Source organism: Bradyrhizobium sp. HKCCYLS3070 (assembly GCF_051167575.1).
Taxonomy (GTDB): Bacteria; Pseudomonadota; Alphaproteobacteria; order Rhizobiales; family Xanthobacteraceae; genus Bradyrhizobium.
Map to the genome: position 1 here is coordinate 184,969 of NZ_JBNPTI010000002.1, position 21,006 is coordinate 205,974.

The window sequence follows — 21,006 nt, forward strand, 5'->3', positions numbered from 1 at the left end:
AAAAGATGAGCCATTTTCTCGATAGGCTGACCTTCTTCACCCGGGCCAAGGAGGAGTTCGCAGGCGGACACGGCGTGACGACGACCGAGGACCGTTCCTGGGAGGAGGGCTATCGCAAGCGCTGGCAGCACGACAAGATCGTGCGCTCGACGCACGGCGTGAACTGCACCGGCTCCTGCTCGTGGAAGGTCTACGTCAAGGGCGGCATCGTCACCTGGGAGACCCAGCAGACCGACTACCCCCGGACGCGCCCTGATCTTCCCAATCATGAGCCGCGCGGCTGCGCCCGCGGCGCGAGCTACAGCTGGTACCTCTATTCCGGAAACCGGGTGAAATATCCGCTGGTGCGCTCGCGGCTGCTCAGGCTGTGGCGCGAGGCGCGAGCGCGGATGACGCCGGTCGCAGCCTGGAAGTCGATCGTCGAGAATCCGGGCAAGCGCTCGGACTATGTGCAGAAGCGCGGACTGGGCGGCTTCGTGCGGGCGAGTTGGGCCGAGGTCAATGAGCTGATCGCGGCAGCCAATGCCTATACGGTCAGAGCCCATGGTCCGGACCGCGTGTTCGGATTTTCGCCGATCCCGGCGATGTCCATGGTGAGCTACGCGGCCGGCGCGCGCTATCTGTCGCTGCTCGGCGGCGTCTGCATGTCGTTCTACGATTGGTATTGCGACCTGCCGCCGGCCTCGCCACAGACCTGGGGCGAGCAGACCGACGTACCTGAAAGCGCGGACTGGTACAATTCAGGCTTCCTGATGCTGTGGGGCTCCAACGTGCCACAGACGCGTACGCCGGATGCGCACTTCTACACGGAGGTACGCTACAAGGGGACCAAGAGCGTCATTGTCTGCCCGGATTATTCCGAGGCTGCGAAATTCGCCGATCTCTGGCTGTCGCCGAAGCAGGGCACCGACGCGGCGCTCGCGATGGCGATGGGTCACGTGATCCTCAAGGAGTTTCACATCGACCGGCAGACGCCGTACTTCAACGACTATGTGCGCCAGTATACGGATATGCCATTTCTGGTGCGGCTGGTGAAATCCGAGGGACGGCTCGTTCCTGAGCGGTTCGTGCGCGCCTCGGATTTCGCCACATCTCTCGACGAGGCCAACAATCCCGAATGGAAGACCGTCGCCTATGATGAGATCAGCGGGGCCATTGTCGTGCCCAAGGGATCGGTCGGCTTCCGCTGGGGCGAAAAAGGCAAGTGGAGCCTGGAAGAGAAGAGCTCGGCGAACAACGACACCCGGCTGCGGCTGTCTCTGGCCGGCATCGAGGACGACATCGCACCGGTGGGATTCCCCTATTTCGGCAACCGTCAGCACGATCACTTCAGCGGCACCAATCATCCGGATGTGCTGACCCGCAACGTGCCGGTGAAGCGACTTCGTCTTGCCGATGGCGAGGCGGTCGTGGCCACTGTGTTCGATCTGTTCGCCGCCAATTATGGCGTCGATCGCGGCTTCGGCGGCGACCACCTCGGCAGGAGCTACGACGATCTGGAACCGTACACTCCGGCATGGGCCGAGGCGATCTGCGGCGTGCCGCGCGGCCAGATCATCGCGGTTGCCCGCGAGTTTGCCTCGAACGCGTCCAAGACCCGGGGGCGCTCGATGGTCATCGTCGGGGCCGGTCTGAACCACTGGTACCACATGGACATGAACTATCGCGGCATCATCAACATGCTGGTGATGTGCGGCTGTGTCGGCCAGTCCGGCGGTGGCTGGTCGCATTATGTGGGGCAGGAAAAGCTGCGGCCGCAGTCGGGCTGGACGCCGCTCGCCTTTGCGCTCGATTGGGGGCGCCCGCCGAGGCAGATGAATTCGACTTCGGCGTTCTACGCTCACACCGACCAATGGCGCTACGAGACGGTCAATGTCAGCGAGATTCTCTCACCGACCGCACCGGCCGGTTCTTGGGAGGGAGCGCTGATCGACTACAATGTCCGCGCGGAGCGCATGGGATGGCTGCCGTCCGCGCCGCAACTGCAGGCCAATCCGATCGAGGTATCGAAGCGCTCCGCCGCCGCGGGCCTGGAGCCGAAGGACTACGTCGCGAAGGCCTTGAAGTCGGGCGAGCTGAAGCTCGCCTGCGAGGATCCCGACCATCCGAAGAACTGGCCCCGCAACCTGTTCGTCTGGCGCTCCAATCTGCTCGGCGCCTCAGGCAAGGGCCACGAATACTTCCTCAAGCATCTGCTCGGCACCAAGCATGGCGTGATCGGCAAGGATCTCGGCGACCAGGGCCACAATAGACCGGTCGAGGTCGCTTGGCACGAAGAGGCCCCGGAAGGAAAGCTCGATCTGCTGGTCACGCTCGACTTCCGGATGTCGACCACGTGCATGTATTCGGACGTCGTGCTGCCGACGGCCACTTGGTACGAGAAGAACGACCTCAATACGTCCGACATGCATCCATTCATCCATCCGCTCTCGGCGGCGATCGATCCGGTGTGGGAATCGCGCAGCGATTGGGACATCTACAAGGGGATCGCCGAGGCCTTCTCCAGGGTCGCGCCCGAAGTGCTCGGGGTCGAGAAGGACGTCGTGCTGACGCCGATCATGCATGACAGTCCGGGCGAAATCGCGCAGGCGTTCGACGTCAAGGACTGGAAGCAGGGCGAGATCGATCCGATCCCCGGCAAGACCATGCCAGCGGTCACCGTGGTCGAACGTGACTATCCGAATCTCTACAAGCGCTTCACCTCGCTTGGACCGTTGATGAACAAGCTCGGCAATGGCGGCAAGGGGATGGCCTGGAACACCGACCATGAGGTCGAGCTTCTGAAGCGCCTCAACGGCGTCGTCGCTGACGACGGACCGACCCAGGGGCTGGCTCGCATCGACAGTGCGGTCGACGCTTGCGAGGTGATCCTCAGCCTGGCGCCGGAAACCAATGGCGAGGTCGCGGTCAAGGCGTGGTCGTCCCTGGAGCAATTCACCGGCCGCGACCATGCTCATCTCGCCATTCCGAAGGAAGACGAGAAGATCCGATTCCGCGACGTCGTCGCGCAGCCGCGCAAGATCATCTCGTCGCCGATCTGGTCGGGGCTCGAGTCGGAGAAGGTCTGCTACAACGCCGGCTACACCAATGTCCACGAGCTGATCCCCTGGCGGACGCTGACCGGCAGGCAGCAGCTCTATCAGGATCACCTATGGATGAGGGCCTTCGGCGAGGGCTTCTGCGTCTACCGGCCGCCGATCGATACCAAGACCGTCAAGCCGGTGATCGATCGCAAGCCGAATGGCAATGCGTCCGTCATCCTGAACTTCATTACGCCCCACCAGAAGTGGGGCATCCACTCCACCTATACCGACAATCTCCTGATGCTGACCCTGTCGCGCGGCGGTCCCATCGTGTGGATCAGCGAGATCGACGCAAAGGCTGCCGGTATCGCCGACAATGACTGGATCGAGGCCTACAACACCAATGGCGCGCTGGTTGCGCGCGCTGTGGTCTCCCAGCGGGTCAAGCAGGGCATGTGCATGATGTATCATGCTCAGGAAAAGATCGTGAACGTGCCGGGCTCCGAGCAGACGGGGCTGCGCGGCGGCATCCACAATTCGGTCACGCGTGTCGTTCCGAAGCCGACGCACATGATCGGGGGCTACGCTCAGCAGGCCTATGGCTTCAACTACTACGGCACGGTCGGCGCCAACCGCGACGAGTTCGTCATCGTCCGGAAGATGTCGAAGATTGATTGGCTGGACCAGCCGACTGCTGACCGGTCGGCCACGACCCCCTCGGAGGCTGCAGAATGAAGATCCGTGCTCAGATCGCAATGGTGCTCAATCTCGACAAGTGCATCGGCTGCCACACCTGCAGCGTGACCTGCAAGAACGTCTGGACCAGCCGCGAGGGGATGGAATACGCGTGGTTCAACAACGTCGAGACCAAACCAGGCGTTGGCTATCCCAAGGATTGGGAGAACCAGTCCCGCTGGAAGGGAGGCTGGTCGCGCAATCGCGACGGGTCGATCCAGCCGCGGATCGGCGGCAAGTGGCGGGTTCTGGCGAATATCTTCGCCAATCCCGACCTCCCCGAGATCGATGACTACTACGAGCCGTTCACCTTCGACTATCAGCACCTGCAAAGTGCGCCCGAGGTATCTGCGATGCCCACGGCACGGCCGCGCTCGCTGGTGTCTGGAGAGCGGATGGAAAAGATCGAGTGGGGACCGAACTGGGAAGAGATCCTGGGCGGCGAATTCGCCAAGCGCTCTCAGGACATCAATTTCGACGGCGTGCAGAAGGAGATCTACGGCCAGTTCGAGAACACCTTCATGATGTATCTGCCGCGGCTGTGCGAGCATTGCCTCAATCCGGCATGCGTCGCATCCTGCCCGTCCGGCGCGATCTACAAGCGCGAGGAGGACGGCATCGTCCTCATCGATCAGGACAAGTGCCGCGGCTGGAGAATGTGCGTCTCCGGCTGTCCATACAAGAAGATCTATTATAACTGGTCCTCGGGAAAATCGGAGAAGTGCATCTTCTGCTATCCTCGGATCGAGGCGGGGCAGCCGACCGTGTGCTCCGAGACCTGTGTCGGGCGCATTCGCTATCTCGGTGTCGTGCTGTATGACGCGGACCGCATCGCAGAGGCCGCGGCCAAGCCCGACGAGGGCGATCTCTACCAGGCCCAGCTCGACATCTTTCTCGATCCGAACGATCCGAACGTGCTTGCGGAAGCCGAGCGCCAGGGCATCCCTCATGCATGGCTGGAGGCGGCGATACGGTCGCCGATCTGGAAGATGGCGATGGAATGGAAGGTCGCCTTCCCCTTGCACCCGGAATATCGGACCCTGCCGATGGTCTGGTATGTGCCGCCGCTGTCGCCGATCACGTCGGCGGCCTCGTCCGGCAAGATCGGGCACGATGGCGAGATGCCCGACGTCAAATCCTTGCGCATTCCGATGCGGTACCTCGCCAATCTGCTGACTGCGGGCGACGAGAAGCCGGTAACGTTGGCGCTCGAGCGAATGCTGGCCATGCGTGCCTATATGCGGGCCAAGACCATCGACGGCGTGGTCGACGAGGCGATCGCGAGGCGCGTCGGCCTGAGCGGCCCGCAGATCGACGACATGTACCACATCATGGCGATCGCCAACTACGAGGACCGCTTCGTGATCCCGACCGCGCACCGCGAGCTCGGTGCCGACGCGTTTGATATCCGCGGCTCGTGCGGCTTCTCGTTCGGCAACGGCTGCTCCGGGGGCGAAAGCGAAGTCAACCTGTTCGGATCGCCGCGTAAGGCCAAGAACCCGATGGAGGTCGCCTGATGAAGACGTTCAAGGTGCTGTCGGCATTGCTGAACTATCCGAGCGGGGAATTGATCACGGCCATCCCGGAGCTCGCGCGGGTGCTCGACCAGGAAGGCCTCGTCCAGCCCGGCATTCGCCGGGAGCTCGATGTGCTGCTGCAGGAGATCGCCACGGGCGACGTCTACGACCTGCAGGAGCGCTACGGCCTGCTGTTCGACCGCAGCAAGACCCTGGCGCTGCATCTGTTCGAGCACGTCCATGGCGAAGGCCGCGACCGCGGCCAGGCCATGGTCGACCTGCGGGCCATGTATGACCGTGCGAACCTCGTCATCGCCGGCAACGAGCTGCCGGATTATCTGCCGCTGTTCCTCGAATTTCTCGCCACCCGGGAGCTTGCGGACGCGCGCGAGTTGCTTGGCCAGACCAGCCACATCATCGCCGCGCTCGCGGAACGATTGGGGCGTCGGCAGTCGAGCTATCGGGCGGTGTTCGATGCGCTGCTCCAGATCGCCGCGGATCAGCCCCGCGCGGAGATCGTCGATGAGCTGCTGAAGGCGGCGGACGTGGATCCGATGGACCTGCACGCGCTCGACGCGGCCTGGGAGGATGAAGAGGTCAGGTTCGGCCCGGGAGGGGGCGACCAGGCAGCCTGTGGGCACGACCATCTGATCGCAAAACTGCGCCACGCCAAACGTGCGGTCAACGCGCCGCCGTCACAGTTGCAATGAGGGATTGGCCATGCAAACGCTCAATGCCATCGTCTTCGGCTGGTATCCCTATCTCTGCCTGACAGTCTTTCTGGTCGGCAGTCTGATTCGGTTCGACCGCGAGCAATACACGTGGCGCTCAGGCTCGAGTCAGCTGCTTCGGCGGCGCCAATTGATCTGGGGCTCGAACCTTTTCCATGTTGGGATCCTCTTCATTTTTGCGGGTCATTTCGTCGGGCTGCTGACGCCGATCTGGGTGTTTGACATGCTCGGCGTGTCCCACGGCTTCAAGCAGATGCTCGCGATCGTCGCCGGTGGCGGTGCCGGACTGATGTGTCTGGTCGGCATTTCACTCCTCGCGCATCGCAGGCTTTTCGATCCCAGGATTCGCGCGACGTCGTCTTTTGCTGACACGGGTATCCTTCTGGTGCTGTTCGTCCAGTTGCTGCTTGGCTTGGCGACCATCCCCGTGTCGCTCGGTCATCTCGATGGTCATGAAATGGTCAAGTTCATGGCCTGGGCGCAGGGCATTCTCACGTTGCAGCCCGGAATCGCCGCCAACATTGTCGACGTCCATCCGATCTTCAAGGCGCATCTGGTCCTGGGAATGACTATCTTCCTGCTCTTCCCCTTCACCCGCCTTGTCCACATCTGGAGTGCGCCGGTGTGGTATCTCGGCCGCCGCGGCTATCAGGTGGTGCGCAGCCGCGACGGGCGCCGTCATCTTGTGCAACCAATTCAGCCCGCGGAGTAGCCGATGGACTGTTCATTGGGCGCGGCGCTTCCAAAGCCGAAGCTGGTCAGTGTAAACGGGGTCGTGATCGAACGCGACGTCATTGCCCGGGAAGTTCAGAACCATCCGTCGGACAAGCCGATCCTCGCCTGGCAAGCGGCGGCGCGCGCGCTTGCGGTGCGCGAATTGCTGAGACAGGAGGTCATGCGGCTCGGCATAACGGCCGCTCCTCTGCGCGATGCCGAAGGTCGCAGCGAAACCGAGGAAGAGGCGGCGATGCGGGCGCTGATCGCGCGTGAGGTTCTGATACACGAGCCGGACGAATCGACGTGCCGTCGCTTCTACGATCAGAACAGGCAGCGGTTCCTGGTCGGAGAACTCTACGAAGCGTCTCACATCCTGCTGATCGCGCCGAGCAGCGATTCGCTGGCTCGGTCGGCTGCGCGAGACGAGGGGCGGACGATCGTGGAGGCCGTGCAGAGAAGCCCGGAACTGTTCGAGACCATCGCGCGCGATCGCTCCGATTGCAGGGTCTCGGCGGAGAATGGTGGCAGGCTCGGGCAGCTGTCGCGTGGGCAGACGACCGCAGAGTTCGACGCCGCGCTGGCCCGGATGTCGGTTGGAGAGGTCGGTCTGATTGAGACACGCTTTGGTATCCATGTCGTGCGCCTCGACCGACGGGCCCTCGGACAAGTCCTGCCGTTCGACATGGCAAGGGCGCGCATTTCGCAATATCTCACCGAGCGTGTGCGGCATCAGGCGCTCGCGCAATATGTAGCCAATCTGGCAGACCGCGCGGAGATCGTTGGCGTGACGTTGCCGGCGCCGCAATCGGTACTGCCGCAGTAGGGGGGCGATCATGCTGCTCGGGGATCTCATTCACGATCTCAGTGACGACGCGAAGTCGAGTGCGGTGTTGCAGGGGTGCGGCGACCTCACGCTCCTGGTGCGCATCAGCTCTGTCGCGGATCGCCTCGGCGAGGATGTCGGTGAGTATGCGTCGGCTGCTGTCCGGCGCTTTGCAAATCTCGCAGAGAATGAGGATTGGCTCGGGTTGATGAGCGCTATCGACCGCGCCGCCGACCCCGCGATCGTCTGTCTGACGTCCATGATCAAGTGGTCGCTGCAGAGGGATGAAATCGAGCTCTCCTAGAACGGATCCACCGCAGGCTATCCGTGCTGGAGGGGCGGGTCAAAAATGTCGAAGCGTCAAATTGATGTTGGGATTCGCATGCACGATGTGATGGTAGAGAAAGTCGGCGTTGCGGCCGCGCCGCTCGTGGCGCTCGTATACGACGACGGGAAATATCCCTACGAGACGTTCGATCACCTCGTGGATCACTCGCGTCGAGCGCGATTGAAGGTCGCCGGCGCACTGCAGCGAAGGCTGTTCCTCGACGAAAATCGCAGGTGCGACGTCCTGCTCGAGGAGATCGACACGGCAAATCAAACCCCGATCTTCGAGGATCGTGGATCGGGAGCGAGAGGTTGCCGGCTGGATGAATCGGCGCTTGCAGAGGTGACAGTTCGGGTCCTCGCCAGCTTGGATGCGCGTCCAAACATCCTGGTGTTGAACAAATTTGGTAAGGCAGAGTGCGGGGGAGGCGGAACGCTTGATCTGATCGCCCGCGCGTTGGACCTTGCGATACCGACGATTGTCGGCGTGCCGCGCAGCAATATCGATGCCTGGAGAGATTTCGCCGGAGATATGGGGGTTGAGCTCGAAGCCCGCGGAGACGTGGAGCGGTGGCTGGAAAGTGTTCGGCAGGATCGAACCATAGACTCAGCCAGCCAGCTGCGCTGATTGCGATTGCGAGCAATCGAGGGGTCGGGGACACAGAACTGCCAAGCCAGACCGTCGAAGATGTCTGCCGGCTGACATGGATGTTCCTCGACGAGACAGGAAACCCGCCGGTCGATCTGGAGTGGTCATCACGACGCTGATGACACGGAATGTTGCGCTCCGACAAAGAATGGCCGGTCGCGCCAGTTTAGCATCTTTCCGATCGCCGGGGATTGTATGGCGCAAGCTCATTGTTCGCGCCCCCTTGGCTGCGTTCCTCCGGGCGCCACGGCAACTGCCGAATGGCGCATCGTCGTGGCGAGTGCTGCGTCCGCGATCAACAACTGGAGCCGCTCATGATTGGGGCGAAGATCTCGCGCTGGACGATGAGCTATTTCGCGGCAGCGCTGGGGTGGCTGCTCGTTGCCTTGGCAATGCTGGTCGGCGGACTCGGTTACCCCGCCGCAGAGCTCGGCGCTCCCGATACGCTTGTCGTTGTGCATGCGGTCTGTATCGGTTGGCTCAGTCTCTCGGTATGCGGCGCCTTGTTCCAGTTCGTTCCCGTTCTCGTCGCAAGGCCGCTCCCCTTCGACAAATGGGCCTTGCCGGCCTTGTTCCTCATCAACGTCGGTCTGGTCTGCTTGATATTGGGCTTCCTCTCGCTGGCCGGACGAATTGCTCCAGCCGTTTGGCTTCTGCCGGCCGGCAGCGTGGTGCTCGGCGCGGGTCTGGCGATGGTCGCGCTCGATCTGGGCCTGACCCTCTTCAGCCAGCCGAAGGGATCTGCTCTCTTTGTCATCGCCGGACTTGGCGCGTTATGCGCAACTGTCGCGCTCGGCGTCGCGTTCGCGTTTGCTCTCGCCGGATCGGCGGGCGCCTACGGCGACGCGCTCCTGGCCGCGGCGATTCCGATCCATGCGATTGCCGGGCTGGGAGGCTGGCTGACCCTGACCGCCATGGGGGTGAGCTATCGCCTGCTGGCCATGTTCATGCTCTCGGCGGACCTCGGCGAGCGACAGAGCACATCCGCGCTGAAATTTGGTGCGCTCGCGCTATCGGTCGGTGTCGTGGGCGGATTGTTCGCGATCGGTCTCGAGGCCGGGCTCGGAGCCGTGCTCATCCTCGCCGCCGTTCTTGGGGTGATCTCGCTTGCGCTCTATGGACGGGACATCGCGACGATCTATCGCTCCCGCAAACGGCGCCAGCTCGAGTTGAACATGCGGATGGCAACCGTGTCTTTCGCCAACCTGGCGGCGACGGTGACGCTCGGCGCCGTCATCATCGTCAGCGGAAAGGTCGGCGTTCATGTCGGCGCGTTCGCGTTCTTGGCCGTGTTCGGCTGGCTGTCTGGTCTCATATTCGCGAAGCTCTACAAGATTGTCGCCTTTCTGACCTGGCTCGAAACCTACGGTCCCGTGATGGGGCGCGCCCAGACGCCACGGGTTCAGGACCTGGCGGTGGAACGTCGGTCCGAGAAGTGGTTCATCATCTATTTTCTAGGCGTCTGGGCGGCGACCATCATGTTGATGATGGGCGAGGGCCAGGCGTTTCGCGGCGCCGCGGCGGTCATGGCCGTGGGCAGTATTGGAATCATACACGAGCTTGTGCGAGTCCGACGTCTTTCCGATGTTGCGGGCTCCCGTAGGCTTCCGGCCGGAGCCATCGCGCCAAGCCTGTTGTTCGCCAGAAACTAGGAGGAGAGCCATGACCGCGTACATTGACGTCGACGTCCGACCGATTCTCAGGGCCGGAGGCGAACCGTTCTCCATCATCATGGACGCGGTCGACCGGCTGGCGCCAGGCCAGGGTGTGCGGCTGATCGCGAGCTTCAGGCCGGTTCCGCTGCTCTCCGTCATGGCAAGAAAGGGCTTCGCCCACACCGATCGACCGCTCGACGATGGCGATTGGGAAGTGCTGTTTTCGCCGCTGGCTGCCGAGGACGCCGGTCAGGAAGACGCTGGTGCCGGCCTCGCCTTCGAGCAATGGCCAGATCCCGTAGTCACGCTCGACAACCGAGAGCTCGACCCACCCGAGCCGATGGTGCGCATCCTCGCGGCTGCGGAGGAGCTGGGCCCTGGAGAGACCTTGTCGGCACTTCTGGGCCGCGAGCCGGTCTTCCTGTTCCCTGAACTTGAGAAGCGCGGCTTTCGCTGGCTCGGCGGGTTTACGCCGGATGGATCGACCTACGAACTGTCGGTGAGGGCTCCGCTATGAGCCGCGATGTCATCGACCGCATCCGCGACGCAATGCGCGTGGTCATCGATCCGGAACTGGGGGAAAACGTGGTCGATCTCGGCTTCATCTATGAGATCACGGCGACGGATGGCGTCGTGCATGTCACGATGACGGCCACAACGCCCGGGTGCCCCGCAACAGGTTTTCTCAAGGAAGGGGTCGCAAGCAGCATTGCGGAGATTGCGGGCGTCGAAGCCGTGGACGTGACGATGACATTCGATCCGCCGTGGACCCCATCCAGAATTGATCCGGCCGTTCGTGCTGCGCTGGGTTTCGACAACGTCAATTGACCGAACGAAAGCGAAAAGCTGGCAGCGCTCGGCCGGAGAGGCGGCGTCGTTACGCCCGCTCGTCGAAGAACACGTCAACCGTCGTGGACGCCTTCGGCCCATCGCCCGAGTGGATCTGTCGTGTTCTGTCTTCAAATCCTATTGCCTGTCTTGCTTCCCTATCTCAACAAGGTTGCCTGCTTCGGTCGTCCGGTCCGGAAGCCACTCCCGCGCGTTGGCGTGGAGCCCGGGGACGCCGAGCAGGTTGATCGCGCGACAGGCGATCTGCTCGATGACGTCATCGAGCGACTGGGGCTTCAGGTAGAACGCCGGCATTGGCGGCGCGATGATCGCGCCGATCTCGGTGGCCTGCGTCATCGCTCGGAGATGACCGAGATGCAGCGGGCTCTCCCGCACCAACAATATCAGCCGGCGGCGCTCCTTGAGTTGAACGTCGGCGGCGCGGACCAGCAGGTTGTCGAGTTGGCCCCAGGCGATCGCCGAGAGGGTGCGGATCGAGCAGGGCGCCACGATCATGCCGGCTGCAGAAAACGAGCCGCTGGCGATGCTCGCACCGATGTCGGCGACATCATGAGCATGCGCCGCCAGTTCGCGCAGCCGCGCGAGGCCGCCCTGGCCGACCTCCTCGTGCAAGGTGCGCACGGCAGCGTCGGACACCACGAGATGGACCGCGCATTGCGGCTGCTCCGCGAGCCGTTCGACGATGCGCGCACCGATCGCGGCGCCCGAGGCGCCGCTGATGCCGACGATGACGTGATGCCGCCCATTCATGTCGAGGCCGTTCGGTCGGCCATGGCGTCGCCGAGGCCGAGGCTCGGCCACATCGCGTCGATGCGCGCGGCTACAGCAGGGTCCATCGCCAGCACCTCGCCCCAGGCGCGTTCGGTCTCGACCCCGAGCTTGGTTGTGGCGTCGATGCCGAGCTTCCCGCCGAGGCCGGATTTTGGCGAGGCGAAGTCGAGATAGTCGATCGGCGTGTCGGCAAGCGGCACGAGGTCGCGCGAGGAGTCGCTGCGCGTCGCGACGGCCCACATTACCGCGCGCCAGTCGCGGACGTCGATGTCTTGGTCGACCACGATGAGGAGCTTGGTGTAGCTGAACTGCGGCAGCATCGACCAAAGGCCGAGCATGATGCGCCTTGCTTGGCCCGGATAGCGCTTCTTGATCGCCACCACGGCGATCCTGTAGGAACAGGCCTCCGGCGGCAGATAGCAGTCGACGACCTCCGGGAATTGTCGTCGGATCAAGGGGACGAACAGCGTGTTCAGCGCCTCGCCAATTCGAGACGGCTCGTCCGGCGCGCGTCCCGTGAACGTCGACAGATAGAGCGGACTTCGACGCGTGGTGATCGCGGTGACCTGAAGCACCGGAAAGCTCTCGACGGCGTTGTAGTAGCCGGTGTGATCGCCATAGGGCCCCTCCGGCGCGGTCTCCGTGGCCGACACGATGCCCTCGATCACGATCTCGGCGGCCGCCGGCACCGTCAGGGGCACGGTGAGGCATTCGACCAGCTCGGGACGGTCGCCGCGCAGGACGCCGGCGAAGCGCAGCTCGGAGATGGTCTCGGGCAATGGCAACACGGCGCTGAGGATGGTGGCGGGATCGGCCCCGATCACGACCGCAATCGGCATGTCGCGCCCCTGCGCCTGCCACTGCTGGTGGTGGCGGGCGCCGCCGCGATGGGCGAGCCAGCGCATGATGGCGCGATCGCGGCCGAGCACCTGCATGCGGTAGACGCCGACATTTTCCTGCTCGCCGGCGGACGCGTCCGGCGGCACGGTGATGACGAGCGGCCACGTCAACAGCGGCGCCGGCTCGCCCGGCCAGCAGATCTGGGCCGGCAAGGTGGTCAGGTCGATGTCATCGCCCATCGTGACACGTTCATGCACCGGCGCGGCTGATCGCAGCCTCGGCCGGGTCGACAGTGCTGCGCGTGCCAGCGGCAGCTTCTGCAGCGCATCCCTGATGTCGCGCGGCGGCTGCGGGGCGCGCAACTCCGCCATCATCTCGCCGAGCTCCGCCAATCGTTCCGGCTGCACGCCCATGCCCCAGGCCACCCGCTCCACGGTGCCGAAAAGATTGGTGACGAGCGGCATTGCCGAGAGCGATCCGCATGCCTTGATCGGCCGTTTGAACAGCAGCACGGGCCCTTCGGCGGAGATGACGCGGCGATGGATCTCGGTGATCTCGTGGACGACCGAGACGTTGTCGCGAATGCGTCGCAGCTGTCCCCGCTCGTCGAGAAAGCGCAGGAAATCCGACAGCTCGCGGAAGCGAGGGACATCACGTCGCAACGATAGGCTCCGTTCAAAAAACGCCTCGTAGCTGGAACAATCAGTGTGATCTTTGTTCCGGGTCAAATACTTCCCCCGCCGATCCGGCCAGAGCTTGTGCCATGAGCTCTCTTCAGGACGCGTCTTCGACCTCGCTGCCCCTGTTGCCGCCACTGCTCAGGCAGGTGCTGCGTCCGTTGCCGTTGCTGCCCCTGCAGATCGCGCTCGGCGCTTTCTTGCGTGGGCTCTTGCGCCGGCATCCGCATCTGCTCGACCGGCTCGGGTCGCATCGCGGAAAGCGCTTTGGCATCAAGCCGACCGATCTGCCGTTCGCATTCGTGATTCAGGCGGGCCCACAGCAGCCGCAACTCGCAGCGGTGCGCGAGCTGCCCACCGGCCTCGATGCCTCCATCTCCGCGTCGATCGTGAGCCTGTTGGCGCTGGTCGAGGGCCGGCTCGACGGCGATGCGCTGATGTTTTCGCGTCAGCTCGTCGTCGAAGGCGATATCGAGGCGGTGCTGGCGCTCCGCAATGCGATCGACGATGCCGGTCTGGATCTGGTCGGCGAGATCGCAGCGCTTTCGGGACCGTTCGGCGTGCCCGCGCAACGCCTGCTGGCGGCCGCGCGTGACTCGCTGCTGAGATCAACGACGAACGAAAGCGGGATGCGACGATGGAGTTGATCTGTCCGGCAGGGACGCCGGCGGCGCTGAAGAGCGCGGTCGAAGCCGGTGCCGATGCCGTCTATTGCGGCTTCGCCGACGAGACCAATGCCCGCAACTTTCCTGGGCTGAATTTCAGCCGCGAGCAGATGCGCGAAGGAGTAACGTTCGCGCATCGGCGCGGCGCCAAGGTGCTGGTTGCGATCAACACCTTCCCGCGCGCCGGCGCCGTCGAGCTGTGGCGTCGCGCGGTCGACGATGCCGTCGAGGCCGGGGCCGACGCGCTGATCCTTGCCGATGTCGGGCTGATGCACTATGCCGCGCGGCGCCATCCCGAACAGCGACTGCATGTCTCGGTGCAGGCGGCGGCGGCGAATGTCGACGCGATCGCGTTCTATGTCGAGAATTTCGGCGCCCGCCGCGTGGTGCTGCCGCGCGTGCTGAGCGTACCCGAGATCGCCGAGATCACCCGTGAGACGGCATGCGAGACCGAAGTGTTCGTGTTTGGCGGACTATGCGTTATGGCCGAGGGGCGCTGCTCGCTGTCCTCCTACGCCACCGGCAAGTCGCCGAACATGCAGGGGGTATGCTCGCCGGCCAGTCATGTCGTCTATCAGGAGACGATACTGGGCACGACCTCGCGGCTTGGTGCTTTCACAATCAACCGATTCGGACGCAACGAACCTGCCGGCTATCCAACGCTGTGCAAGGGGCGTTTCTCGACCGCACAGGGCTCTGGCTACATCTTTGAGGATCCGGTCAGCCTCGATGCCACGACCCTGCTCGCAGGCTTGCGCGAAGCCGGCGTCACCGCGCTCAAGATCGAGGGCCGCCAGCGCGGCCGCGCCTATGTCGACGGGGTCGTGCGGCATTTCCGCAGCGTGCTGGCAGCGCTCGATGCCGGCCGGTCCGCCGACGCGTCCGACCTCACGCCGTTCACTGAAGGGCAGGCCACCACGCAGGGCGCCTACCGCAAGACCTGGCGCTAGGACCACATGACAATGGCGGAACAAGGCGCAGGCCGAATGCAGCTCACTCTGGGGCCCGTGCTCTACAATTGGCAGCCCGAGCGCTGGCGTGATTTTTACTTTCGCATGGCCGACGAGGCCCCGCTCGACCGCGTCGTGGTCGGCGAGGTCGTCTGCTCGAAGCGCGCGCCGTTCTTCGAACCCCATTTGCCTGAAGTCATCGAGCGGCTTATGGCTGCCGGCAAGCAGGTGCTGCTGGGTTCGCTGGTCCTGGTGTCGTTGCGACGCGAGCGCCGGCAGACGGCAAGCCTCGCCGAGTATGGCCACGGTCTGGTGGAGGTCAACGACCTCACCTGCCTCAAATCGATCGCCGGTCGGCCGCATGCCATCGGGCCATTCGTCAACATCTACAACGAGGCCAGCGCCGCGTTTCATGCCGCCCAGGGCGCTTCCCGGATCTGCCTCCCGCCGGAGCTGCCGCTGTCCTCGGTTGCCGCGATCGCCGGCGCCGTGCCGCAGGTGGCGATCGAAGTGTTCGCCTTCGGCCGTGTGCCGCTCGCGATCTCCGCGCGCTGCTATCACGCCCGCCTGCACAAGCTCGCCAAGGACAATTGCCGCTTCGTGTGCGAGCAGGATCCGGACGGCCTCGTCGTGACGACGCTGGACAATGAAGCGTTCCTCACCATGAATGGCGTGCAGACGTTGTCGCATGGTTGCTGCAATCTGCTCGGCGATCTCGATCGTCTGACGCAGAGCGGCGTGAGATCGCTGCGGCTGTCACCTCAGGCCTGCGACATGGTCGCGGTGTCCGAGCAATTTCAGGCGGTCCTGGCGGGCCGCGTGGAAGCTGGGGCCGCCAGGGACCGCTTGCGCGAGATCTATCCGGACGTTCCATTCGCCAACGGCTTCTTGCACGGCGCCCCCGGTGCCTCCTACGTCTCGGGGTAGGTACTGCCGTGTCCTTCTGTCGAGGTGAACTCGGATATGCTCAGTGTGCATGTCGACCCATCTCAAATTGACTGACCACGGATGGACGACGTTGAGAGACGGCGCGCAGCCGTTCTTGCCGGCGTGCTGCAGATTGCTGACCGCGCCAAGGCGGAAGCCCAGGAAGCCGGGGAAATCGTGGTCTGTCCCCGATTTCCCCTCCCAAGCCGGCTGGCGTCCGACGCGCCGACCGCAGAGCCCAGCTGACGGCCGACGCCTCATCCCGATTTGTCGCTGAACGCGGCGGGAAGCGTAGCGAGGAACGCCATGACGCGCTGCGTGCGCAGCGGCGGCCGGCGGTTCGAGGTGCGCAGCATCCATAGGGGCTCCGCCGGCGCGCGCCACGGCTCAAGCACTTCGACGAGCCGACCTGTGCGCAAGTCGTCGTGGACGAGCCATGCCGGGCCCCAGCCAATGCCGAACCCATTCGCGATCAAAGCGACCGAAGCGTGCGCGTCGTCACAAATGTGCTTGGGCTTGGGCGCGACGCGAACGAGTTTTTTGCCGCGCGGGTCGGTGAAGCGCCAGGTCAGGATCTGCCCGCTCGCGGGATTGCGGAAGCCGACGTGGTCATGTTCGGAAAGCTCGTATGGAGTCGCCGGCGCACCGCGCGCGTTCAGATAGGCGGGCGAGGCGCAAGCGATCCAGGAGAACGTGCAAAGCCGCCGCGCCAGATGACCGGGCGCGCGATCGAGGGGTCCTGAGCGGATGGCGATGTCGACGCCTTCCGCCGCGAGATCAAGAATCTCGTTGCGGAATTTGATCTCGATCTCGATTTCGGGCCGCTCCCGCAGGAACGCAGGCAGTCGCGGCAGGATGCAGGCACGCGCGAACGAGGCGGGGGCGGTCACTCGCACCCGTCCGCCATCGTTACGCGCGGCTTCGCTGAGCGCGGATTGGACGCGATCGAGACTGTCGGCCAGCGCGCGTCCCGCTGCCATCAGCCGCTCGCCCTCTTCGGTCAGCGCCAGCGAGTGGGTCGTGCGATGCAAAAGCCGTATTCCGCGAGCCTGTTCGAGGCGGGCGACCGCCTTGGACATCGCCGAGGTGGTCGTCCCCGCCCGCCGCGCGGCTTCGGCGAAGGAGCCCGCCTCGACGACGCGGACGAAGGCGAGGAGGCGCGAGAGGTCGGGAGGCAAGGCCGTTGTGGACATCCAGTCCACATAGTCATGGCGGCGTGGTCGCTACAAGAGACCGTTCCGATGGGCCAAATGGGGAGCGTCAGCGCGCATGCTGCGCCGCTAGAAACCGCGAGAAGTCCCATGCACCCCATCGAAATCACGCTGCAAGCCCTCGACGTCGCCGAGCGCGCGATTCCCCCCGGCCAGCCGGTCTACATGCTCAATCTGTTGCGCTACCGCGCGTATGCGCGTTACGAGGACGGCTTCGACGCCGCGCCCTGTTCGGGCCGCGAAGCCTTTAACGAACGCTATAGACCGGCCTTCCGGCGTCTCGCAGCCGGTAAGCCGCTGGTGCGGATGTTTTCCGGGCCGGTTCTGGCGAGCCTGGTCGGCCCGCAAGGCGAACGCTGGGACGAAGCGGCGATCAATGAATACGGCGATTTCGCCGCCTTCCGCTCGATCGTCGACACCGAGACCTACCAGCGCGAAGTCGCTCCGCATCGGCACGCGGCGCTCGAGGATTTCCGGTTGTTCGCGCTCGCCAAGGCGATGTGAACGCCTTGAGGCGGCGGCCTCATGCATTTGCCTTAACCAAGCGTGACGCTCCGACGAGCCCGGGAAACCGTTCCACCGATCGCAAGAATTGGTGTCGCGGGCCCCGGGATTTGGACTTGTCCATCGGCATTTGGGCTACCCGCCGATAAGAAAACAGGGCTTCCGAAATAGTGGGTCTAGCGATGTCGCGGACCCCTGCTATCAATGTTCCCCGCGTTCCCTTTTTGCTGGGCTCGACATGTCTGTCCGCTGATCGGCGGGTTGAGATGGTGAGACCGTGTCCGTTTCCACGGGTCCGGGTTGCTTCTGATGGCTGTCGCGCGTCGCCCTGGAATGGCGGCGAGGCGCCGACAAAAAAACGGCGGCCGGGGGGCCGCCGTTGGAGTCGAGACCACGCGACGCTGATCGTGGTGCTCAGGAGGTTCGGAGCTGGACGCGCTGGATCTTGCCGACGATCAGCAAGTAGGCACACGCCGCGACCAGGGCGTTGAGGCCGACGAACACCAGCGCGCCGTTGAAGGAGCCGGTGGCCGACAGGATGTAGCCGATCACGATCGGCGTCGTGATGCTGGAGAGGTTGCCGAAGGTGTTGAACAGGCCGCCGGAGACGCCGCCGGCTTCCTTCGGCGAGGTGTCGGAGACGACCGCCCAGCCGAGCGCGCCGATGCCCTTGCCGAAGAACGCCAGCGCCATCAGGCCGACCACCAGCGCCTGGCCGTCGACATAGTTGCAGCCGATGATCGCCATCGACAGCAGCATGCCGCCGACAATCGGGATCTTGCGGGCGAGTGTCAGCGATCCCGTCTTGCGCAGGATGGCGTCGGAGATGAAACCGCCGAGCACGCCGCCGATGAAGCCGCACAGCGCCGGCAGGGTGGCGACGAAGCCGGCCTGCAGGATCGAGAGGCCGCGCTCCTTGACGAGATAGACCGGGAACCAGGTCAGGAAGAAATAGGTCAGCGTGTTGATGCAGTACTGGCCGATATAGACGCCGAGCATCATGCGGTTCGACAGCAACTGCCCGATATGCGACCAGGTCGGACCACCGGAGCTGGCCTTGGCGTCTTTCGCGCCTTCCATGTCGACCAGCGCGCCGCCGTCCTTGATGTAGTCGAGCTCGGCCTGGTTGACGCTCGCGTGCTCCTTCGGTCCGTACATGGTCCTGATCCACATTAGGCCCATGAGAATGCCGAGCGCGCCCATCACGGTGAAGACGTGGCGCCAGCCGAATTCATGCGCGATCCAGCCCATCAGCGGTGCGAAGATCACTGTCGCGAAATACTGGCCCGAGTTGAAGAACGCCGACGCCGTGCCGCGCTCGTTGCTCGGAAACCAGGCGGCGACGATGCGGGCATTGGCCGGGAAGCTCGGCGCTTCGGCGAGACCGACCAGGAAGCGCAGCGCGAACAGCGCGGTGACCGCGGCGGCGCCGGAGAAGAAGCCGATCCAGCCCTGCATCATGGTGAAGATCGACCAGATCACGATGCTGCAGGCATAGACCCAGCGCGAACCGAAGCGGTCGAGCAGCCAGCCGCCCGGCACCTGCGCGAGCACATAGGACCAGCCGAAGGCGGAGAACACATAGCCCATCGCGACGGGATCGAGATGCAGCTCCTTGGACAGCGAAGGTCCTGCGATCGACAAGGTCGCCCGGTCGGCGTAGTTCACGGTCGTGACCAGGAACAGCATGGTCACGATGAATAGCCGCACGCGCGATCGGCGCAATTCGGCCGTGGTTACGATTGCGCTCATGCGCTCCACCTCTCTTGTCACGTTCCTCGATGACTGTCCTAGAGGAGAGGGAGGGCCGGGGTCCAAACCGAAGCCTGTATCGATCGATCCAAATTTTGGATCAATCCCGGGGTCTCCATGCCGGACAAAGGCGCTCTTTCCTGAGCAGCCGCGGCGTGCGACGCATGAGCCGATCAGGCTTGCACGTCGAGGTTTTGCAGATTTCGTCGCGCATTCCGACGGCCGTCGCGGCAATCGCCAGCATGCGGATCTCTCCTCACGTCCACCGCGCTTCGCGCCAGATCGCCCGGATCCCGGCGAACCCGCTGCCGGCAAGATGCGAGGCGCAGCGTTCCGTTCCGCCGGTTGGAAGCTGCGGGCACGGACCAACGGACGTGCGAACCATCTGTGCTTGTATCGGCTGCGACTGCGTGCACAATCGTCGGTGCAAGCGAACAGGAGCCACTGCGCGTGAAGGCCGTCTACACCGAGCTGCATCGCAGCCATGATCCGCAATTCTATCTGGTGCGCGGCGTCGTCAAGCGCACCACCGAGCAGCCCGAGCGGGCGGATCGTCTGCTTGCGGGATTGAAGGCCGGCCATCACGAGGTGGTCGCGCCGCTTCATTTCGGCCAGGAAGCTCGCGCGCGCGTGCACAGTCCGGAATACCTCAGTTTCCTGGAAGAGGCTTGGGACGCTTGGGCCGCGCTCGGCGATGCCGGTGCGGAGATGATCCCGAACATCCATCCCGTTCGCAATGCCGCCACCTATCCGACGCACATCGTCGGGCGGCTGGGCTGGCACACGACCGATACCTCGGCGCCGATCGGGCCGGGGACGTGGGAAGGCGCCTGCGCCGCGACCGACGTGGCTGCGACCGCGGCGCAACTGCTGCTCGATGGCGAGGATGCGGTGTACGCGCTGTGCCGGCCGCCGGGCCACCATGCCTATCGAGACATGGCCTCGGGCTTCTGCTTCTTGAACAACTCCGCCATCGCGGCCGCGCATCTGCGTCAGCGCTACGAGCGCGTCGCCATCCTCGACGTCGACGTCCATCACGGCAACGGCACGCAGGGCATCTTCTACGAGCGGCCCGACGTGCTCACCATCTCGATCCACGCCGACCCCACGCATTACTACCCGTTCGTCTGGGGCTATGCGTATGAGCGCGGCGCAGGCGCGGGGCTTGGCGCCAACCTCAACATTCCGCTGCCGCTGAAGAGCGGCGACGACACCTATCTCAAGGCGTTCGAGACCGCGGCCAAGACGATTCATGCGTTCGCGCCCGGCGCGCTCGTGGTGGCGCTCGGTCTCGATGCCTCCGAGCACGATCCGCTCAAGGGGCTCTCCGTGACGACGCCGGGTTTCCGTCGCATCGGCGGCGCGATCGCGCGGCTCGGCCTTCCCACGGTGTTCGTGCAGGAGGGCGGCTATCTCTCGGACATTCTTGGGCAGAACCTGACCGCAGTGCTCGGAGGTTTCGAGGCCGCGCGGTAGGCCATCATCTCTTCCTCGCGATCTCTTCTTGGTGTGTACCCCAGAACGCCATCGCAAATCATTCGCATGGCGGCATCTGACGTGTGGAGGCGAGCCGCGACGCGACCACTCGAGGCTCGACGGTGCAGGCGACCGTCGAAACATCCGGCTCCAATTGCTGCACCATTTAGCAAGTGCTAGGCTTTGTGAACTACCCTCGGCTGTAGG

The 21,006-nt window shown here is 64.2% G+C and carries 19 protein-coding genes; 15 read left to right on the forward strand and 4 right to left on the reverse strand.

Features of this window, described 5'->3' with window-relative positions; translation table 11 throughout:
* Positions 1–5 precede the first annotated feature (5 nt).
* The 10 genes from ACQR03_RS09605 to ACQR03_RS09650 all read left to right on the forward strand — a co-directional run bounded on the left by ACQR03_RS09605 (position 6) and on the right by ACQR03_RS09650 (position 11,005).
* Positions 6–3,758, forward strand: coding sequence for a nitrate reductase subunit alpha (locus ACQR03_RS09605; RefSeq protein ID WP_316166544.1), 3,753 nt, complete (start codon positions 6–8; stop codon positions 3,756–3,758).
* The gene (gene narH, locus ACQR03_RS09610) at positions 3,755–5,275 is read left to right on the forward strand and encodes a nitrate reductase subunit beta (RefSeq protein ID WP_315750140.1); all 1,521 of its coding nucleotides are present in this window, start codon (positions 3,755–3,757) and stop codon (positions 5,273–5,275) included. The genes ACQR03_RS09605 and narH overlap by 4 nt, the downstream gene beginning before the upstream one ends.
* Positions 5,275–5,985, forward strand: coding sequence for a nitrate reductase molybdenum cofactor assembly chaperone (gene narJ / locus ACQR03_RS09615; protein WP_316193208.1), 711 nt, complete (start codon positions 5,275–5,277; stop codon positions 5,983–5,985). The genes narH and narJ overlap by 1 nt, the downstream gene beginning before the upstream one ends.
* 10 nt (positions 5,986–5,995) lie before the next feature.
* On the forward strand, positions 5,996–6,718 hold the full coding sequence (narI, locus tag ACQR03_RS09620; RefSeq protein ID WP_315714236.1) for a respiratory nitrate reductase subunit gamma: 723 nt from the start codon (positions 5,996–5,998) through the stop codon (positions 6,716–6,718).
* Between the two features lie 3 nt (positions 6,719–6,721).
* The gene (locus tag ACQR03_RS09625) at positions 6,722–7,546 is read left to right on the forward strand and encodes a peptidylprolyl isomerase (protein WP_316166546.1); all 825 of its coding nucleotides are present in this window, start codon (positions 6,722–6,724) and stop codon (positions 7,544–7,546) included.
* Positions 7,547–7,556: 10 nt separating this feature from the next.
* Complete coding sequence (locus tag ACQR03_RS09630) at positions 7,557–7,850, forward strand: hypothetical protein (protein WP_315750143.1); 294 nt, start codon at positions 7,557–7,559, stop codon at positions 7,848–7,850.
* Positions 7,851–7,895: 45 nt separating this feature from the next.
* Positions 7,896–8,501, forward strand: a complete 606-nt coding sequence (locus ACQR03_RS09635) for a DUF2478 domain-containing protein (protein ID WP_316201238.1) — start codon at positions 7,896–7,898, stop codon at positions 8,499–8,501.
* A 335-nt stretch (positions 8,502–8,836) separates the two neighbouring features.
* The gene (locus ACQR03_RS09640) at positions 8,837–10,174 is read left to right on the forward strand and encodes a hypothetical protein (protein WP_316201237.1); all 1,338 of its coding nucleotides are present in this window, start codon (positions 8,837–8,839) and stop codon (positions 10,172–10,174) included.
* A 10-nt stretch (positions 10,175–10,184) separates the two neighbouring features.
* Positions 10,185–10,694 carry a DUF2249 domain-containing protein gene (locus tag ACQR03_RS09645; protein WP_316172562.1) on the forward strand — a complete coding sequence of 170 codons (510 nt, stop codon included), beginning with the start codon at positions 10,185–10,187 and terminating at the stop codon, positions 10,692–10,694.
* Positions 10,691–11,005 carry a metal-sulfur cluster assembly factor gene (locus ACQR03_RS09650; RefSeq protein WP_315750147.1) on the forward strand — a complete coding sequence of 105 codons (315 nt, stop codon included), beginning with the start codon at positions 10,691–10,693 and terminating at the stop codon, positions 11,003–11,005. Before ACQR03_RS09645 ends, ACQR03_RS09650 begins: the two co-directional genes overlap by 4 nt.
* Positions 11,006–11,143: 138 nt before the next feature.
* Here ACQR03_RS09650 and ACQR03_RS09655 read toward each other — a convergent pair whose 3' ends face one another.
* Positions 11,144–11,776 carry a UbiX family flavin prenyltransferase gene (locus ACQR03_RS09655; RefSeq protein ID WP_315750148.1) on the reverse strand — a complete coding sequence of 211 codons (633 nt, stop codon included), beginning with the start codon at positions 11,774–11,776 and terminating at the stop codon, positions 11,144–11,146.
* Entirely contained in the window at positions 11,773–13,299 is a 1,527-nt protein-coding gene (locus ACQR03_RS09660) for a UbiD family decarboxylase (RefSeq protein ID WP_316201236.1), read from the reverse strand. The genes ACQR03_RS09655 and ACQR03_RS09660 overlap by 4 nt, the downstream gene beginning before the upstream one ends.
* A gap of 101 nt (positions 13,300–13,400) precedes the next feature.
* Here ACQR03_RS09660 and ubiT point away from each other — a divergent pair, with 101 nt between their 5' ends.
* From ubiT to ubiV, 3 genes are read left to right on the forward strand one after another with little or no spacing between them, the layout of a single operon-like run.
* Positions 13,401–13,961, forward strand: a complete 561-nt coding sequence (gene ubiT / locus ACQR03_RS09665; RefSeq protein WP_316172559.1) for a ubiquinone anaerobic biosynthesis accessory factor UbiT — start codon at positions 13,401–13,403, stop codon at positions 13,959–13,961.
* Positions 13,952–14,929 carry a ubiquinone anaerobic biosynthesis protein UbiU gene (ubiU, locus tag ACQR03_RS09670; protein WP_316172558.1) on the forward strand — a complete coding sequence of 326 codons (978 nt, stop codon included), beginning with the start codon at positions 13,952–13,954 and terminating at the stop codon, positions 14,927–14,929. The genes ubiT and ubiU overlap by 10 nt, the downstream gene beginning before the upstream one ends.
* A gap of 36 nt (positions 14,930–14,965) precedes the next feature.
* Complete coding sequence (ubiV, locus tag ACQR03_RS09675; protein WP_316169255.1) at positions 14,966–15,856, forward strand: ubiquinone anaerobic biosynthesis protein UbiV; 891 nt, start codon at positions 14,966–14,968, stop codon at positions 15,854–15,856.
* Positions 15,857–16,113: 257 nt separating this feature from the next.
* On the opposite strand, the gene ACQR03_RS09680 is transcribed toward ubiV, so the two are convergent.
* Positions 16,114–17,049 (reverse strand): LysR family transcriptional regulator, encoded by a 936-nt coding sequence (locus ACQR03_RS09680; protein ID WP_316172557.1) that lies wholly within the window; start codon positions 17,047–17,049, stop codon positions 16,114–16,116.
* 108 nt (positions 17,050–17,157) lie between these two features.
* Here ACQR03_RS09680 and ACQR03_RS09685 point away from each other — a divergent pair, with 108 nt between their 5' ends.
* The gene (locus ACQR03_RS09685) at positions 17,158–17,571 is read left to right on the forward strand and encodes a hypothetical protein (protein WP_315827709.1); all 414 of its coding nucleotides are present in this window, start codon (positions 17,158–17,160) and stop codon (positions 17,569–17,571) included.
* A 414-nt stretch (positions 17,572–17,985) separates the two neighbouring features.
* Here the strand turns inward: ACQR03_RS09685 and ACQR03_RS09690 are convergent, their stop codons facing one another.
* Positions 17,986–19,323 carry an MFS transporter gene (locus ACQR03_RS09690; RefSeq protein WP_315714254.1) on the reverse strand — a complete coding sequence of 446 codons (1,338 nt, stop codon included), beginning with the start codon at positions 19,321–19,323 and terminating at the stop codon, positions 17,986–17,988.
* Positions 19,324–19,773: 450 nt separating this feature from the next.
* Here ACQR03_RS09690 and ACQR03_RS09695 point away from each other — a divergent pair, with 450 nt between their 5' ends.
* Positions 19,774–20,799, forward strand: coding sequence for a histone deacetylase family protein (locus tag ACQR03_RS09695; protein ID WP_316172556.1), 1,026 nt, complete (start codon positions 19,774–19,776; stop codon positions 20,797–20,799).
* Positions 20,800–21,006 lie beyond the last annotated feature (207 nt).

Coding starts and splice junctions, on each gene's coding strand:
- ACQR03_RS09605 (WP_316166544.1), top strand. CDS start 6: ATGAGCCATTTTCTCGATAGGCTGACCTTCTTCACCCGGGCCAAGGAG.
- narH (WP_315750140.1), top strand. CDS start 3,755: ATGAAGATCCGTGCTCAGATCGCAATGGTGCTCAATCTCGACAAGTGC.
- narJ (WP_316193208.1), top strand. CDS start 5,275: ATGAAGACGTTCAAGGTGCTGTCGGCATTGCTGAACTATCCGAGCGGG.
- narI (WP_315714236.1), top strand. CDS start 5,996: ATGCAAACGCTCAATGCCATCGTCTTCGGCTGGTATCCCTATCTCTGC.
- ACQR03_RS09625 (WP_316166546.1), top strand. CDS start 6,722: ATGGACTGTTCATTGGGCGCGGCGCTTCCAAAGCCGAAGCTGGTCAGT.
- ACQR03_RS09630 (WP_315750143.1), top strand. CDS start 7,557: ATGCTGCTCGGGGATCTCATTCACGATCTCAGTGACGACGCGAAGTCG.
- ACQR03_RS09635 (WP_316201238.1), top strand. CDS start 7,896: ATGTCGAAGCGTCAAATTGATGTTGGGATTCGCATGCACGATGTGATG.
- ACQR03_RS09640 (WP_316201237.1), top strand. CDS start 8,837: ATGATTGGGGCGAAGATCTCGCGCTGGACGATGAGCTATTTCGCGGCA.
- ACQR03_RS09645 (WP_316172562.1), top strand. CDS start 10,185: ATGACCGCGTACATTGACGTCGACGTCCGACCGATTCTCAGGGCCGGA.
- ACQR03_RS09650 (WP_315750147.1), top strand. CDS start 10,691: ATGAGCCGCGATGTCATCGACCGCATCCGCGACGCAATGCGCGTGGTC.
- ACQR03_RS09655 (WP_315750148.1), bottom strand. CDS start 11,776: ATGAATGGGCGGCATCACGTCATCGTCGGCATCAGCGGCGCCTCGGGC.
- ubiT (WP_316172559.1), top strand. CDS start 13,401: ATGAGCTCTCTTCAGGACGCGTCTTCGACCTCGCTGCCCCTGTTGCCG.
- ubiU (WP_316172558.1), top strand. CDS start 13,952: ATGGAGTTGATCTGTCCGGCAGGGACGCCGGCGGCGCTGAAGAGCGCG.
- ubiV (WP_316169255.1), top strand. CDS start 14,966: ATGCAGCTCACTCTGGGGCCCGTGCTCTACAATTGGCAGCCCGAGCGC.
- ACQR03_RS09680 (WP_316172557.1), bottom strand. CDS start 17,049: ATGTCCACAACGGCCTTGCCTCCCGACCTCTCGCGCCTCCTCGCCTTC.
- ACQR03_RS09685 (WP_315827709.1), top strand. CDS start 17,158: ATGCACCCCATCGAAATCACGCTGCAAGCCCTCGACGTCGCCGAGCGC.
- ACQR03_RS09690 (WP_315714254.1), bottom strand. CDS start 19,323: ATGAGCGCAATCGTAACCACGGCCGAATTGCGCCGATCGCGCGTGCGG.